Consider the following 16,085-nt stretch of genomic DNA (forward strand, 5'->3'; position numbering starts at 1 on the left):
CAAACCCACCAACATCAGACCGCCGCCGTCAGCGGCGGTCTGATGGCGCACGTCCTTGCAACCCCAAGCTGACCATCGCCGTTCAGCGGACAGGCTGCGAGTCACCCTGGTGCATAAAGGCGGCTAGCAGAAGTCGTTCGGCGATGCTGCCGAACAATCCGCGCTCAATCAGGCCCTTGTCCCGAGTTCGGGTGCCAACGACGCCCAATTCCGCGCCGAACGTTTCGGCGGCCACCAGGATTTCTGAGGCAGGGTCACTCCCCCAATGGACAACCGGCAGCCAACCTTCCAGCGGCACCTTGGCCCGCCGGGCAACGCCTCGCAGAGCCGACTCACAGCGTTGGCAGATGCGTGCTTGATGATCCTCGACCGCTGCTGTCCCGCATCCCGCCGCCTTCATCTGGAGCGTAACGAGGTCGTTGAGCACATGTACGGCGTAAAGCGACTGACCATCCGCCATCAGATGGGCGTACCGGAACACACTGGCCGCCTCCTCTACAAGCTCCACGGCGGCCAATGTGCAGACGTAACTCCCGCAGGTCGGACGTTTGACCACCAGCACCGGCGTGCTCGCGTTGCGGATGACCCGCTCCACCGTGGTCCCGGTCAACACGTCCTTCAGAAGGCTGCGCCGATGTGCACCCAGTATGATCAAAGACGCATCCTCTTCTTCCGTCACGTCTAGGATGGACTGGAAGTCCAATCCGCCAATGACACGTACAGAAATGCGCATTGTCTCGGCGCCGATCATTCCCTCCACGGTGGCTCGCAGGTTGCTCTCAGCTTGACTTCGGGTAGCATTGAAAACCGTAGCGGGCAGTTCATCATCGACAATGTGAAGCACGGTCAATGACGCATTGAAACGCCGGGCGAGAAAGAAAGCCTGGGCAATGGCCATCTCACTCCGGTGCGACAAATCCGAGGCGACGAGCAGATGTTTCATTACGCACCTTTGTCATCGACAGGACGAAGAGAACGGTGAGGTGGCTCCTTTTCGATCGCAGCGGTTGAGCTTCGCGTATCGGCCGGGAGATGTATTGTGTCGATCCGGCCTTGAGGAGCGACCATGGTGTCGGGAGCGCCTTGTAGCGGCCGCGCAAAGCGGCTTCTTCCAGTTCGCCGGATAATCGTCTTCTCAACCTCCGCCAGGACGAACACCATCAGACCGGCGCCGACGACCTTGAGCCATTCGAAAGCCGACAAGTCGGCCGATCCAAAGATGCCTTGCATGGCTGGGAGGTGCGTGAAGGCGAGTTGCAGAGGAATGCAGGCGGCCACCGCCATCAGAACATACGGATTTCCGGTCAGCCCCTCGCGGGTCGTCACCGGAGCGGTGATGGAGCGGCTGTTGAACAGGTAGAACATCTCGGCGGCCACGACGGCATTGACCGCCATTGTGCGCGCGGTCTCGATGCCTGTGCCGGAGGCAAGCTCCCAGAGGAACAGGCCGAGCGCGCCGGTCATCATCAGGACCGACACCATCAGGACGCGCCAGACGAAGAAGCCGGACAGCAGGGCGTCGCCCGGTGGCCGGGGGGGCCTCGTCATGATGTCGCGCTCCGCCGGCTCGAAGGCCAGGGCCAGTCCCAGAGTGCTGGAGGTGACCATGTTGATCCACAACACCTGCGCCGGGGTGAGCGGCAGCGTAAGTTCGAACAGGATCGCGGCGATCACCACCAGCGCCTCGCCACCGTTCGTCGGAAGCATGAAGAGGATGAATTTCTTCAGGTTGTCGTAGACGGCTCGTCCCTCACGCACGGCCCGGGCGATCGTCGCGAAGTTGTCATCGGCCAGCACAATGTCGGAGGCTTCCTTGGCCGTCTCCGTACCCTTCAATCCCATGGCCACGCCGACGTCGGCGCGCTTGAGCGCCGGGGCATCATTCACCCCGTCGCCGGTCATGGCAACCACTTGGCCGTCATCCTGCAGTGCTTGGACGAGACGCAGCTTGTGTTCCGGACTGGTCCGCGCAAAGACGTCGATCTCCATCGCCACACGGCGCAGCGCGGCATCGTCCATCAGTGCGATCTCGGCACCGGTCACATCCGGCTTGTTCATGCCGATGCCCAATTGCGCACCGATGGCACGGGCCGTCTCCCCATGATCGCCGGTGATCATTTTCACCCGGATGCCGGCGCGATGGCATTCCCGGATCGCCTGGATCGCTTCCTCGCGTGGAGGATCGACGATGCCGGCGAGGGCCAGCATGGTGTAGCCACCTTCCACATCCGCAATGTTCAGGCGATCCGCCACGGGACCGCCTCGCCGATAGGCGAGCGCGAGCAAGCGCAGTCCCTGGGCCCCAGTGTCCGTGGCCATGCGGCGCCAATGGTCGATGTCGAGCGGACGCTCGCCACCGTGGGTCAGTTCCCGCGCGCACATGTCGAGGATGCGCTCGGGGGCGCCCTTGACCACGATCCATGACGCGCCGTTCGCGTCGCGGTGGTGCGTGGCCATGAAGCGGCGCTCCGATTCGAACGGAATCGAGTCGATCCGGGGCCATGCCGCCTCCGTCGCCTTCTGGGCGAGGCCCGTCTTCGCACCGAGGACGAGCAGGGCGCCTTCGGTCGGATCGCCCTCAACCAGCCATGTCCCATCTTCTTCGCGCAGGCGGGCGTCGTTGCACAGCACGCCGGCGCGGATCGCCTGGCTGAGCGCGGGATAATGGCCGATGTCGATGAGGCGCCCATCGATGCTGACGTCTCCGACCGGGGCATAGCCGACACCGCCGACATCGAACACATGACCGCCGCAGACCATGCGCTGGATGGTCATCTCGTTGCGCGTCAATGTGCCGGTCTTGTCGGAACAGATGACCGTCACCGACCCCAGTGTCTCGACGGCGGGCAGGCGCCGGACGATCGCGTTGTGACGCGCCATGCGTTGAACGCCAAGGGCCAGCGTGACGGTCATGATCGCCGGCAAACCCTCCGGGATCGCCGAGGCCGCCAGGGCCACGACCATCATGAACATCTCCGCGGGCGCATGGCCGCGCCACAGCGTACCGCCCAGGAAGGTCATGACGGCCATGGCCAGGATTGCCAATGCGAGCATGCGCCCGAAGCGGTCGATCTGGCGCAGGAGGGGCGTGGTCAGGGTTCGGATGCCGGCCAGCATCCGGTTGATGTTTCCCAGTTCGGTGGCGCTGCCGGTGCACACGACGATGCCCGTGCCCTGCCCATGCACGACCAGCGTTCCCGAATAGGCCATCCCATAGCGGTCACCCAGCGGGGCATCGCGGGCCATCGCCTGCGTGCTCTTCTCCACCGGCAGCGCCTCGCCGGTCAGTGCGGCCTCCTCGACGCGCAGCTCCTTCACCGAGACCAGGCGCAGATCGGCCGGGACGCGATCCCCGGAGGACAACAGGACGAGATCGCCCGGGACCAGTTCCGCGGCGTCGATCTCGCTCCGGGCACCGTCACGGGTGACTGTGGCGTGAGGGGACAGCATGGCCCGGATGGCGTCGAGAGCGGCCTCGGCCTTTCCTTCCTGGAGGAATCCAATGAGCGCGTTGATGACCACGGCGGCCAGCAGCACCCCTGTATCCACCCAGTGGCCGAGCAAGGCGGTGATGCCGGCCGCTCCCATCATCACGTAGAGCAGGATGTTGTGAAATTGCATCAACAGGCGTAGCAAGGGCCCCCGGCGTTTGGGCGGGGCCAGACGATTAGGGCCATACCGGCTCAGCCGTCGAGCCGCTTCTGTTTTACCAAGGCCGTTTGGTCCTGATTGCAAACGTTGCTGGACGGTCTCGCAGTCCAGCACATGCCACAATATATGCCGCTCGTCCGAAGAGTTGAGCGAAGTTCCTTGATCGCCCGTAGAATCAGCCTGAAATGTGCGTTTGGTATCCGGCCCGTTGCGCTGGTCAAGCGAAGCGATCTCAAGGATTTTTCTGCGCCATGTTGCCGGTCGGAGATCTCCATTCATTGCGGCTCTCCTGGGCTTGGCATCGTCATGCGTGAGCGCTTGATGATAGCTGCAACCGTGTTCTTGCTGAGTCCCAGTTCCCGCCCAATCAGACGGTAGCTGCGACCCGCAGCGGCCAACTCCAGAACTTTGGGTGTCAGCCGGTCCGACTTTGGCCGCTGCCCAGGTTGTCGGCCGAGTTTCTTGCCGCGAGCCTGGGCCGCGGCGAGGCCGGATCGCACCCGTTCGCGCAGCAGGTCACGCTCGAACTCGGCAATGCCGGCGAGCACAGTGGCCATCATACGGCCGGCGGCGCTCGCCAAGTCGAAGGTCATGCCGCTCAGCGCGATCACCGACACCCCCCGAGCTTCCAACTCGCGCAAGGTCTCCAGCAGGTCGAGGGTGCCGCGGCCCCAGCGCGACAGTTCCGTCACCAGGACGACGTCGATGTGCCGAGCCTGGGCGAGGGCCATGACCTTGCGGCGTTCGACGCGGTCGAGCTTCACCCCGGAACCGGTTTCCTTGAAAACGCCCATCACCTCGTAGCCGGCGCGGGCGGCGAAGGCGAGTAGGTCGTGTTCCTGGCGCGCGCAGGACTGGTCAGCAGTGGAGACTCGACAATAGAGCGCGGCGCGCTGTCCCACTTGAACCCTCCCGGATTCATGCCCGGCAAACCCGCGTCCCGGCTAGGGTCGTCGTCACCGAAAATAGACTATACTCCAACTGGGACAGCTCCTCCATGCCGCGCCGTCGCGTCTTCACCGACGCTCAGATCACCGCCCTGTTTGCCCTGCCCACCGCCGAGGCCGACCTCATCCGCCACTACACCCTCGGCCCCGACGATCTGGCGGTCATCGCCCGGCGCCGCCGGCCACACAACCGTCTGGGCTTCGCCCTGCAGCTCTGCGCCCTGCGCTTTCCCGGTCGGCTGATCCGGCCCGGCGAACTGATCCCGCTGATGATCGTCACATTCGTGGCGGAGCAGTTGGACATCGACCCGGGTGCCCTCGCCGACTATGCGACCCGCGCACCGACCCGTTACGATCAACTGGACGCGCTGCGCGACGCCTTCGGATTCCGCACCTTCACCCAACCCGATCACCGGGAACTCTCAACGTGGCTGGTGCCGATCGCCCTGGCGACGGTCAGCGCGATCCATGTCGCCGAAGCGCTGATGGCGGAGTTGCGGCGCCACCGCATCGCCGCGCCGGGACCCACCACCGTCGAGCGCATGGTGGCCACCGCTCTCCTGCAGGCGGAACGCCATGCCGCCGCCAAGCTGAGCGGCACCTTGTCTCCTGAAAAGCGCACCGCGTTGGACGCGCTGCTCGACAACCATCCCGGAACCGCGGTCAGCTCCCTGGCCTGGGCCCGCCAGTCGCCCGGCGCGCCCGGTCATCGGTCCATGACGCGCCTGATCGATCAGCTCCGGCATCTGCGGCAGGTGGGGATCACCCCCACGGCGACCGACGGCATCCACGCCGACCGGGTCCGGCAACTCGCCCGCGAGGGAAGCCGCTTGACCGCCCAGCATCTCCGGGCGCTCGGCCCGCTCCGCCGGCATGCTGTCCTGATCGTGACAGTGCTCGACACGATCACCCGCCTCACCGACGAGGCCATCGGTCTCTTCGACCGGCTGATCGGGCGGATGTTCCGGCGGGCCGAGCGGCGCGCTTCCGCCAATCTGCAGACCAACGCCCGGTCCCTGAATGACAAGGTGCGCCTGCTGACCAAACTCGGTGACGCGCTGTTCGAAGCCAGGGAAACCGGGGCTGACGCCTTCGCCGCGGTGGATAAGGTCATCCCCTGGGACCGGTTCGCCGAGGTCGTCGCGGAGGCCAAGGGGCTGATCAAGGACGACGGTCTGGACTACCTCGCGCTCGCCGAAGCAAACCATGCCCTGCTGCGGCGGGTCGGCCCGCTGTTCCTGGACGCCTTCGAATTCCAGGGCATCGCCGCCGTGACCGGGCTGCTCCGCGCGGTTGCGACGCTGCGCACCTTCTATGCCGGCACCCGGCGAACCCTGCCCAAGGACCTCCCGACCGGCTTCATCCGACGGAGCTGGCGGCCCGCCGTCTTCCGCGACGGCACCATCGACGGCCAAGCCTACGAGCTGTGCCTCTTCGCGGAGCTTCGGGACCGGCTGCGCGCCGGCGACGTCTGGGTAGTCGGCAGCCGGCAGTACCGGGCCGTGGAGGACCAGCTCATTTCGAAACCGCTGTTCGCCGAGATGAAGGCGGCCGGTCCGCTTCCGGTGGGCGTGCCGAGCAACGCCGCACTCTACCTCCAGGACCGCAAGGACCTGCTGGACGCGCGGCTGCGAGCGGTCTGTGAGAAGGCCGCCCAAGACCAGCTTGTGGATGTCCGCCTCAGTGGCGATACCCTCAAGATTTCCCCGCTGCAAGCGGCGACGCCGGAGGAAGCGGAACGGCTGGCCGACCGGGTCTACGCACGAATGCCGCGGGTGCGGATCACCGATCTCCTTGATGAGGTCGCCGAGTGGACCGGCATCGCTGACTGTTTCACGCATCTGCGCACCGGCCTCCCGGCCGAGGACCGCCGCGTGGTCCTGACCGCCGTGCTGGCCGACGCCACCAACCTTGGCCTGACGCGCATGGCCGAGGCGTGCAGCGTCGCCAGCTACAAGCAGCTGGCCTGGACGGCGGGGTGGCACGTCAGCGAGGATGCCTATGGCCGGGCTCTGGTCCGGATCGTGGCGGCTCAGCAGGCGCAACCCCTGGCCGCCCGCTTCGGCAGCGGAACGGCGTCCAGTTCCGATGGTCAGCACTTCCCGCTCGGCGGGCGGGGCGAGGTGACCGGGGCCGTCAACCCGCACAAAGGGACCGGCCCGGCGATCTCCTTCTACACCCACATCTCCGACCGCTACGCGCCCTACCACACCAAGGCCATCTCGGTGGCCGAGAGCGAGGCGGCTCACGTCATCGACGGCCTGCTCTACCATGGCACGGATGCCGGGATCGCCGTCCATCATGTCGATGGCGGCGGAGTCTCGGACCATGTCTTCGCGTTATGCCATCTTCTGGGATTCCGCTTCGCACCGCGCATTCCGAACCTGCACGACCGGCGCCTTTACACCTTCGGGCCGGCGGCGGCTTGGCCGCGCCTGGAGCCGTTCATCGCCGGGCGGATCGACGAAGCGCTGATCCAGGCGCACTGGGACGACGTGCTGCGGTTGGCCACCTCGATCCGGACCGGCGCCGTGCCGGCCTCGCTGATGCTGAAACGCTTGGGCTCCTACCCACGGCAGAACGGGCTGGCTTTGGCGTTGCGGGAGGTGGGGCGCATTGAACGAACAGCTTTCACCTTGGAATGGCTGCAAAATCCTGCACTTCGCCGCCAAGCCACAGCTGTGTTGAACAAGGGGGAGTCCCGTAACGGGCTCGCCCGCGCCGTGTGCTTTCACCGCCTTGGGCGCATCCCTGACCGGACGCCGGAGAACCAGCAGCACCGCGCCGGCGGCCTCAACCTGGTCGTGGCCGCAATCATCCTCTGGAACACCGTCTACATGGAGCGGGCCATCAATGCCCTGCGCGCCGGGGGCGAGCACATTCCCGACGGGTTGCTGAGCCATCTCGCGCCGCTTGGATGGCAACACATCAACCTGACCGGCGACTATCTCTGGAGCGCGAACCGTGTGCCAAGCACGGTCGGCTATCGCCCATTGCGCGCGCCAACTGAACTCCTGGCCGCATGATGTTCCGGCTTTGTCCGCTTAACGTATATTTTCGTCCGTCCTATGGCGTGCCCCCGGTAGGTGTAGCTGCTTGAGATCATCGGCGGCTGTGCTCGCGGACTTCAGAGACGTATTTGGGTAATGCCTGCTTCGTCATGATGACTCCAGTTTCTCAGGAAATGGGGCCTCCGGCAAACCCGGGGCGGTTCAGTTCCGGTCCTCCAGGCTTTTTCGTGTGCGTCATCATTCTGGCTGCGGCATCGGCCAACTCCATCGGACAGGTTGGCCAGAATGCCGCGAACATCTACCCTGACGAGCGGCTTGCGGCCGGCATCAGGGGAGGCAGGGGATGGGGCTACTCGACTTGGCAGCAGAGAAGCGTATCGCCTGCCGAAAATGCATGGATCAGGGCATCGCGCTGGAACACCCGCGGGACATCGACGGCGGCATTTACGACTGCGACGGCGTCCACACCTGGACCATGTGGCAAGGGAACCTGGACTCGGATATCGCGGTCGTCGGCGAATATTGGGGGACGGTGAAGCAGTTCCGGAATCAACGAGGACAAGACTCGGACTCCAACCCGGGTACCCACAACCTTGTGCCATTACTGGCTTCCCGCGGCTACCGCATCAGCCTGCCGTCTGAAAGCAAGGAAGGCATGGACGAGGTGTTCGTCACGAACGCCGTTTTGTGCATGCAGAAGGACGAACATGACGACGACGGCTCCCACTGGGAGAGGGCCAAAAATTGCTCAGAACACCTGATGCGCACGCTCGCCCCGGTCAGCCCGTCCAAGGTGGTCTCACTCGGCCCCTACGCCTTCTATGGCGTGCTCCTGGCCTACCGCCAGAACCATGAGGCCCAGCGTTTCCGGGAAGACGCCAAAGGTGGGAATTTTGGAAGAGCGGTCGCGCCCGTCTGGCGACGGGGTGGCGTGTGCCTTGACGACCATGCATGGGCCTACCCGATGTACAATCCTGGCGGTCAATGGTGGAGAAAAAACCGATCAATGGATCAAATGCTTGACGACTGGAACATCATCCCGAAGAAGGGCGTCGCACCTCGATAATCATGATCGCATTTATGTCGCGCCGAAGAGTTTTTCGGGGATGGTCCTTTCGCAACTCTTGTGTTTCTTGGCAAGCTGTTCCATCGTTCGCATTGGACGCGAAACGTCTCGGGCGTTTGAGCGGGGGACGACCATCCGGTCGGTGCATCTGGCGTCGCGTCTGATGCCTTTCTGATGCCAATCTCCTCATCCCGTCTTAGCAGGACGCGGAAAAACGGGCCTGTGCATCGCTCTTGCCTTCGCTGAGGCTTGAAAAGAGCGTTTTTCACGCCCGTTTTGGTCGAGATGGAGCGCTTTTGTCTCGCTCCGAGGCTCCCGGAGCCGCCATCCAGGCGGACTCCGGGCGTACTTTACGCGGCGGCCAGCAGCTTGGGCAGGCGGATCAGGTTGTAGGCGGCGGCGGTCAAGGTGAACATCCAGCCGACACGGGCCGTACCGCGATGACGCGTTTTGCGCAGCCCGGCTCCCTTGATCCAACCGAAGACCTCCTCGATGCGCTTGCGAATTCGAAGACTGACGGCGTAGCCGGGGTGGCGGGTGGTCCGGCGGTCAATGGCCGAGCGGCGGTTGCTGGTGTTCTGCGCGACGTGCGGGGCGGCGCCCAATTCGCGCATGTTTGCCACGAAATCCTTGGTGTCGTAAGCCTTGTCGGCGCCCACCGTGATGCGGTGGCGGCCGGGGATCGCCTCGACCATGGCGACCGCCGCCTCGCGCTCGGCCAGGCCGGTGGCCGCCGTCAGCCGGACATCGATCACCAGGGCGTGGCGGTTCTCCATCAGCGCGTGCCCCATGAAGGCCAGCTTGGCCGGCTGTCCGTTGCCCTTGCGGTACAGCCGCGCCTCGGGATCGCTGGTCGAGGCATGGGTCTCGTTGGACCGCTTCTCACCATGAAAGTCGCGTTCGCCGTTGCGTCCCGGTCCCGGCGGCTCGCCACTGCCGTCCTTGGGCCGGAAGCTCTTCACGCTGGCCCAAGCTTCGATCAGCGTGCCGTCCACCGAGAAGTGCTCGTCCGACAGCAGCGCCTTGACCTTCGGCTGGCCCAGCACGGTGGCCAAGAACTTGGCCGCCACGTCGCCGGCCAGAAGCCGCTCCCGGTTCTTGGTGAACACCGTCACGTCCCACACCGGGGCGTCCATCGACAGGCCCACGAACCAGCGGAACAGCAGGTTGTAATCGAGCTGCTCCATCAGCTGGCGTTCCGAGCGCACCGAATAGAAGGCCTGGAGCAGCAGCGCCCGCAGCAGCTTTTCCGGCGGGATCGAGGGCCGCCCGATCTTGGAGTACAGCCCCTCGAAGGCTGGCGATATCACCTCCAGCGCTTCGTCCACGATGGCCCGGATCGGGCGCAGCGGGTGATTGGCCGGAACCCGCGCCTCACAGCTCACGTAGCTGAACAGACCCTCGCTGCGTTCGTCCGAACCCCGCATCGTCCCCATCGCCAGTCGTATTCTCAACAACCAGAGAGAATCACGGACGGCCAACCAGGCACAGCCCTTTATTCCGCGTCCTGCTAAGCGCTACGCATGATGGCGCCGCTGCGTTACGAAAGGCAGAAAATTTCCATCTGCACTTTTGCCTTGAATGCAGAGGTTGCTTTGAGTCAATTAATTTCGATTGATTTGACTGGTGCTAGGTTCTGTCGCCAAAGGGACTTGCGCAGAGCCGATCTGATCGCATTTGGTCCGAGTGCCGATCAGAACCATGTTGACCGACGCGATGTGGCGTCGGCTGTTGCCCCTGCTTCCGCCCCAGAAGCCCAGGACCGGGCGGCCCTCGCTCGATCACCGATGCTTTCTCGAAGCAGTCCTCTGGCTGGCCCGCACCGGGGCGCCCTGGCGTGACCTGCCTGAGGATGTGATGAACTGGCGCACCGCGTGGCGTCGCCTGCAGCGCTGGACGGCTGCCGGGATCTGGGGCCGCATCGTTGCAGAGTTGCGCGCCATGGCACCGAACGCGGGCTGGGATGCGCACCTGCTCGACAGCAGTGTGATCCGCGCCCACGCCCATGCCGCCGGGGCACGTCATACTTCGGGCGAGCAGGCGCTTGGCCGCTCGCGCGGTGGCTTTTCGACCAAGCTGCACCTGCGTGCCGACGCCGAGGGACGGCCGGTGGCGCTGCATCTCACCGGTGGCGAACGCCACGACCTGCTGGGCGTCGGCCCACTGTTCGAGCAAGGCGCCTTGCGCAGCGGAAAACGTGGGCGCCCGCGCTGGAAACCTGATGCGGTGATCGCCGACAAGGCGTACTCGGCCGCTTGGCTGCTCGACGTGTTGCGCCGCAAGCGCATCGTGCCGATCATTCCCAGTCGCGCCGACCAGCCGAGGAATCCAGACTTCGACCGCGCGGCATACCGGCGGCGGAACCTCGTTGAGCGTCTGGTCGGAAAGCTGAAGCAGTTCCGTCGCGTGGCGACCCGCTACGACAAGCTCGACGCCCACTACCTTGCCTTCGTCCAGATCGCTTCCGTCATGGTCTGGCTACGCAGCTTTGGCGACAAAACCTAGCAAGAGTCGCTCATCATCTTGGAGATCCAAGCTGCCGGGTGCCGGACACCAGCAGATAGCGCTGATGGGCTGAGCATGGGGAAGTCAAGAGGGCGCGAGGCGGGCGGCGCCGCGCCTCAACTATTTGTGATTTGCTCAAGCGGAGCAAGTGGCTGCACAATAACTCATAATCGAGTGAATTCTGACAGCCCTTCAAGGTCACGTCTCATCGTTTTTATTTCCACTAACAAATTTACGTACTTCTCCTTCTTTTCGGCAGCCAACCTCGCCCAATCTCTGATATATGCGTTTGCCGCATCTTCACTCTTAAACTCCATATTTTTGACAATAAACTTCTTGCTGAAAAAGCCGGATTTGCAGGTAGGAGCTTCTCTGGAGAAATCCTCCGCTATATTGATCTCTTGGAGCAACGAAACCGCCAGATCCTCTGCGTCTGTTATTTTGCTGGCCAGAGATTTAGCGCCATAGATCAGATCGTCATGTATCCTATTAGCTTCAGAATAGTGACACCCCAGATAATTTGGGCAGTCGGCGATGGGCCTTGGTAGGCTACGCACGTAATCAGGCGGCATCTTAGCTGATGCCTGCTGCCTCTCTCGGTACGCTGCGAGAAACAGTTTTGCGTCATCGCTGCTGATTTGGCTGACTGTCCGTTCGTGAAAACCGCAAATAACACCAAAGTAAGCACTTTCCCTTTTGACCAATTCTCTCACCGATGATGCAATTTCACATGCAAGTCCAACTTTCCCGGCCAGTGATAAATAGATGAACCCTATCCAAGAGATTTGATTGCCTTGAGACTGAGCAAACTCATGAGCAATTTTTTCGGCTTCCTTTATTGTTACAGAATAGTCTTCGGTCCCATTTATTCTTTCTAAATATTTCTTGGCGTGGTTTATCGAGTCACCAAGGCCGATTAATGATGTCACAGAGTACGATGATGCTGCCTCTCTAAGTTTTTGAGCAGCAGGGTGCAATGGTTGCAACGTTACGCAGGCTCGGATTTTAGCTTCCTGCGCCTCTCTATGTGCATTATCCTTGTCAACAGCATCGCTTGCTTCCGCAATGTCTTTCTTCAATTTTAATAAACTAAGCTCCCCCAAAGGCAGTCCGAGAGAGAGTTTTACAGCTAAATCAGAGTCCGCATGATGCTCCACAATTTCATTGAGCATCATTTGTGCCTTCTTGAGGTTTCTTAGTTTGGCGCCAGATTCATCCAAACTGTACGCCAATTCAATTAATCGAATGGCTTCAATACAAAGCTTGTTAGCCTCGCCTTGGCTCATTATGACCTCCGTATGTTCCACTTGTATTTTCAGTGCCTTGAATTCAATCAAGTGTATAGAACCATCGGCGGGGTGCCTAGCCCCAATACCGTGTCGTTAAGGAGCGCCTTGAACATTGTGGTAGTTGGGCCGGAGGCTGGGGCGTCGGCAGTCCACCCAACGATTGAAGGTGTTTGGATTGAGGGCGTGGCGGCGGCAGTAGTCGGCTCGCGATAGGCCGCTGGCGCGCCACGCCTTGACATGGTGGCGGTCCGACGTTGCAGGACGGCGATCTGCCGTGGTGGTTGGCAGTTCGGCCGCAGATACTGGTTCGGGCGTTTTGGGAAGGGGAGCCGGCTGCTGCAGGTCAGTGGGCGGTAGGACGTGAATGTGGTCCTCGTAGCTCCAGCGGCTGTGGATCGGCGTCCACATTGGGTGCCGATCGGCCCGCTATCCCATTGATCCGCCATATCTCTCCTGGCCGGAATTGCACGCCGATACACAAACAACGCCCTTGCCGCCCGGCAAGGGCGTCAACGCGGCGCCTCATTAAATGGTGACCGGTACGTTCTTTTCTTGGGCTTGTATCTGCAGGCGGGAAAGTTCGAGCAGGAACGGAACTCGCCATAGGGGCCGGTCCGCAAGACCAGAACCCCCTGTTTGCACCAGGGGCAACCCTCCTCGCAGACGGCCTTCCCATCGGTGTCGGTGATCGCCACAGCGCCGTCGGCTGCAAGCTCTCGGAGGAAGATGGAGCACTGCCCGCGCACGGTGAACAGGACGACGCCGCGCCGTGCCCGGGTCAGGGCGACGTAGAACAGGCGTCGTTCTTCGCCGAAGGGGTGATTGTCCCCGGCAGGCATGGCCAAGGCCAGCACCGGATCGTCAGCGCGGGTGCTCGGGAAGCTTCGCCCCCGAAGTACACTGAGCATCTCCGGCAAGATGACGTAGTCGGCCTCACTGCCCTTGGAGCGATGGATAGTAAGGAACGACACCTCCACCCAGCGCTCGAATCGGGCTTTGCGGGCCGGTACGTACTGCCGATCGGCGTTGTAACGGCCGAGCACGTAGACCGAGACCTTGCCATTGCGCCCAGGCGGAATGGTGCCGTCCCGAACGCCTTGGGCCAGCTTCTCCACGAACTGGTCTATAGCGTCGGCAAGCTTGTCCTTGTGATCCACCTGGAACGCCTGGAGCACCGGCCCCATGGTTGGGGTCACCGATCGCACCCGCTTGCTGATTTGGGCCGGGTTCTTGGATACGAACCGGCTGGACACGTCGCAGAGTTCCTGAGGGCAGCGGAATGTCTGCTCCAGCATGAGGATCTGCCCGTGGTCGAACCACTGCTGAAAACCGGTCATCACCGACACGTCCGCGCCGGCGAACCGGTTGATGGACTGCCAATCATCGCCCACGGCGAAAAGAAACCGTCCCGGCTTCTGGACCAGGGCGCGGCACAAGCGGGCCCGGGCGCGGGAGGCGTCTTGGAATTCATCGGCCATGACCAACTCGTAGGGCGCCTCGTAGCGGCCGCTTTCCAGGTGCTCGGCGGCTCGGTTGAGCATGTCTTCGAAGTCGATGCCGTTCTCCGTCGCCAACGCGGCGTCCCAGGCTTCCAGGATGGGCGCAGCGATGTCCAGGAACATCCGGTGGCGGTGCTTGAAGGTGTCTTCAGGCATGGCGTCCAGCCGCTGGCGCAAAGCCGGAATCGTCAAGCAGTTGCTCTTGGCGTGGCTGATGAACGTCCGCACCAAGCCGGTCAGTTCCGCGGTTTCCATCGGCCTTTGACCGTCGTCGGGGATCGGCCGATCCGGGTTGGGGTCGAGGTCAATGCCGCGCCTCGTCAGCTCTTCTTCCAATCGCCGGAGGTCCGTGCCGGTACGGATTCCGTGCGAGGTCGTCTCGAACAGCGCGGTTCCGCGCTCCTGATGCAATTGACGCTTCCACGCTACACCGTCCAGATAGTCCTTGAAATTGGGTGGGGCTTTTCCCTGCGCATCGAGGGCGAAGTGCTCGTGGTAAACATCGATGCCGGGGTAGTAGAAATCCGGGCGGTATTGGCGGTGTTCTTCGTCGGCGGTCTTGAAACGGTAGTGTCCCTCGTAAACGTATTCCACACCGTTTAAGAAAAGCCAATTGGCGATCATTGCCTCTTCCTGGCTGCGAACGCGCTCTCCATTGGTCGTGAGGATGCGCCCGTTGCCCTGATCATCCCAGACGTCCGCAGCAGCAGCTGCCCCAAACGCCGGCAGATCCCGACCGAAGACAAACCGAAAGAGGTCCCACTGCGTGCGAAAGGTGGGAGAGCGATCTTTGAGTTGGTCAACGATATCCATCAGCTTGCGAAATCCGCCGACGGTATCAGTGGCCCAGTCCGGGATGTCCGGCTTCTCTCCCGTGGCTTTACCAATGATCCGAAGGCCCAGCGCATGGAACGTGGAGGCCTCCACTTCGACGCCCTCCATGCCCAGGCGCTCGAACGATTTTGCGGCACGCTCCTTGAGTTCTTCCGCCGCCTTCTTGTTGAAAGCCAGCAGGATGATGCGCTCTGGCGCCACGAAGCCCCGGTGGATCGCATAGGCGGCCTTGGCCACCATGGTGGACGTTTTGCCTGACCCGGCTGAGGCCACGACCTGCACTCGGTTGTCGAAGCAGATCACCGCCCGGGATTGCTCATCGGTCAACGGCTTGCTCTCCACACGGTCGAACAGATCCTTGCAGGCCTCCAGTTCGCGCTCGGTGTGGTGGGCGTTGAGGGTGCTCCAGAAGGCCCGGTGATCGGCTTCCCACAGGGTCAGGGATACCTCCAAGGCCGCCGTTTCTTGGTCCAACTGCGTTCGCACATTTGGCTTCTTCAGCCGCGCACGGACGGATGAGACGTCAATCATCGGACGGGCCGCTTCCAAGGCCGTCTGCATCTCGTGGGTGAACCATCGACGCTCCGCTTTCGCTGCGTTCTCTTGGGCTAGCTTCTGACGAAGCCAATCCGACATGGCCTGGTGAGCGCGTTGAAGAAACTCCACATCCTCACGGATTCGCTTCTCGGTCAGTATGGCCTTCAAGGCCGCGATCAAGTTCACTCCTTGGGCATTCGGCAAGCCATCGACCTTCACCTCGTTGGTGCGCCCTGGATGGAGGGTAATGTCCGTCCAGAAGAAGCCTTGATGCACTTGGTATGAGGTTTCATCCTCAACATCGATCCAGTGGGATTGGCCGGCAGCTGTCAACGACAGATCAAGGCCTTTTCGGAGCAGGCGCCATTTCGGCGATCTTGTTAAGATTCGACCCAACGGAGAGGGAGCCCATTCCTTTATCATTTTTTGACCTACGATGGACTTGCCAGAAAAATGTGGAGAGCCAATGTTTCGATCTTCCGTGGCGGGCTCGAAATCACAATAGATAAAGGTCTGCAAGCGCGAGAGCGAAGCCGAGGAAATCTAGACAGGAACCAACGGCACAGGCAGTCATACCACGCATCACCGCGAACTCCGAAGAAAGGATATCAACGGAATTCTAGCCGCCTTTATGCACCAGGGTGACTCGCAGCCTGTCCGCTGAACGGCGATGGTCAGCTTGGGGTTGCAAGGACGTGCGCCATCAGACCGCCGCTGACGGCGGCGGTCTGATGTTGGTGGGTTTG

General features: G+C 62.5%; 10 protein-coding genes. 3 read left to right on the top strand and 7 right to left on the bottom strand.

The annotated features are described in order from the left end of the window. Positions 1-82 precede the first annotated feature (82 nt). From DS843_RS30185 to DS843_RS30195, 3 genes are read right to left on the bottom strand one after another with little or no spacing between them, the layout of a single operon-like run. On the bottom strand, positions 83-943 hold the full coding sequence (locus DS843_RS30185; RefSeq protein WP_149472511.1) for a universal stress protein: 861 nt from the start codon (positions 941-943) through the stop codon (positions 83-85). Next, positions 943-3,930, bottom strand: a complete 2,988-nt coding sequence (locus DS843_RS30190) for a cation-transporting P-type ATPase (protein WP_149472512.1) — start codon at positions 3,928-3,930, stop codon at positions 943-945. The genes DS843_RS30185 and DS843_RS30190 overlap by 1 nt, the downstream gene beginning before the upstream one ends. After that, positions 3,927-4,553, bottom strand: coding sequence for a recombinase family protein (locus DS843_RS30195; RefSeq protein WP_149472513.1), 627 nt, complete (start codon positions 4,551-4,553; stop codon positions 3,927-3,929). The genes DS843_RS30190 and DS843_RS30195 overlap by 4 nt, the downstream gene beginning before the upstream one ends. Positions 4,554-4,648: 95 nt before the next feature. Between DS843_RS30195 and DS843_RS30200 the strand changes: the two genes are divergently transcribed. Further along, positions 4,649-7,624: a Tn3 family transposase gene (locus tag DS843_RS30200; protein WP_149472514.1), complete on the top strand. Its 2,976-nt coding sequence runs from the start codon at positions 4,649-4,651 to the stop codon at positions 7,622-7,624. 328 nt (positions 7,625-7,952) lie between these two features. Further along, positions 7,953-8,675, top strand: coding sequence for a hypothetical protein (locus DS843_RS30205; protein ID WP_149472515.1), 723 nt, complete (start codon positions 7,953-7,955; stop codon positions 8,673-8,675). 350 nt (positions 8,676-9,025) lie between these two features. On the opposite strand, the gene DS843_RS30210 is transcribed toward DS843_RS30205, so the two are convergent. Continuing rightward, on the bottom strand, positions 9,026-10,102 hold the full coding sequence (locus DS843_RS30210) for an IS5 family transposase (RefSeq protein ID WP_149472516.1): 1,077 nt from the start codon (positions 10,100-10,102) through the stop codon (positions 9,026-9,028). A gap of 274 nt (positions 10,103-10,376) precedes the next feature. On the opposite strand from DS843_RS30210, the gene DS843_RS30215 reads away from it, so the two are divergent. Next, positions 10,377-11,180 (top strand): IS5 family transposase, encoded by an 804-nt coding sequence (locus DS843_RS30215; protein ID WP_149472517.1) that lies wholly within the window; start codon positions 10,377-10,379, stop codon positions 11,178-11,180. Positions 11,181-11,344: 164 nt separating this feature from the next. Here DS843_RS30215 and DS843_RS30220 read toward each other — a convergent pair whose 3' ends face one another. The 3 genes from DS843_RS30220 to DS843_RS30225 all read right to left on the bottom strand — a co-directional run bounded on the left by DS843_RS30220 (position 11,345) and on the right by DS843_RS30225 (position 15,762). Then, positions 11,345-12,466: a hypothetical protein gene (locus DS843_RS30220; protein WP_149472518.1), complete on the bottom strand. Its 1,122-nt coding sequence runs from the start codon at positions 12,464-12,466 to the stop codon at positions 11,345-11,347. Positions 12,467-12,562: 96 nt separating this feature from the next. Further along, a complete protein-coding gene (tnpA, locus tag DS843_RS32140) occupies positions 12,563-12,877 on the bottom strand; it encodes an IS66 family insertion sequence element accessory protein TnpA (RefSeq protein WP_408902100.1) in 315 nt (104 codons plus the stop codon). A 101-nt stretch (positions 12,878-12,978) separates the two neighbouring features. Further along, on the bottom strand, positions 12,979-15,762 hold the full coding sequence (locus DS843_RS30225) for a UvrD-helicase domain-containing protein (RefSeq protein WP_149472519.1): 2,784 nt from the start codon (positions 15,760-15,762) through the stop codon (positions 12,979-12,981). Between the last annotated feature and the right edge of the window lie 323 nt (positions 15,763-16,085).

This window comes from Roseomonas genomospecies 6, from assembly GCF_008365375.1.
Lineage (GTDB): Bacteria > Pseudomonadota > Alphaproteobacteria > Azospirillales > Azospirillaceae > Azospirillum.

Bases quoted from the DNA above. Each gene is read 5' to 3' on its own strand.
- tnpA (WP_408902100.1), bottom strand. From the start codon at position 12,877: ATGTGGACGCCGATCCACAGCCGCTGGAGCTACGAGGACCACATTCAC.
- DS843_RS30190 (WP_149472512.1), bottom strand. From the start codon at position 3,930: ATGAATGGAGATCTCCGACCGGCAACATGGCGCAGAAAAATCCTTGAG.
- DS843_RS30220 (WP_149472518.1), bottom strand. From the start codon at position 12,466: ATGAGCCAAGGCGAGGCTAACAAGCTTTGTATTGAAGCCATTCGATTA.
- DS843_RS30205 (WP_149472515.1), top strand. From the start codon at position 7,953: ATGGGGCTACTCGACTTGGCAGCAGAGAAGCGTATCGCCTGCCGAAAA.
- DS843_RS30215 (WP_149472517.1), top strand. From the start codon at position 10,377: ATGTTGACCGACGCGATGTGGCGTCGGCTGTTGCCCCTGCTTCCGCCC.
- DS843_RS30185 (WP_149472511.1), bottom strand. From the start codon at position 943: ATGAAACATCTGCTCGTCGCCTCGGATTTGTCGCACCGGAGTGAGATG.
- DS843_RS30200 (WP_149472514.1), top strand. From the start codon at position 4,649: ATGCCGCGCCGTCGCGTCTTCACCGACGCTCAGATCACCGCCCTGTTT.
- DS843_RS30225 (WP_149472519.1), bottom strand. From the start codon at position 15,762: ATGATAAAGGAATGGGCTCCCTCTCCGTTGGGTCGAATCTTAACAAGA.
- DS843_RS30210 (WP_149472516.1), bottom strand. From the start codon at position 10,102: ATGCGGGGTTCGGACGAACGCAGCGAGGGTCTGTTCAGCTACGTGAGC.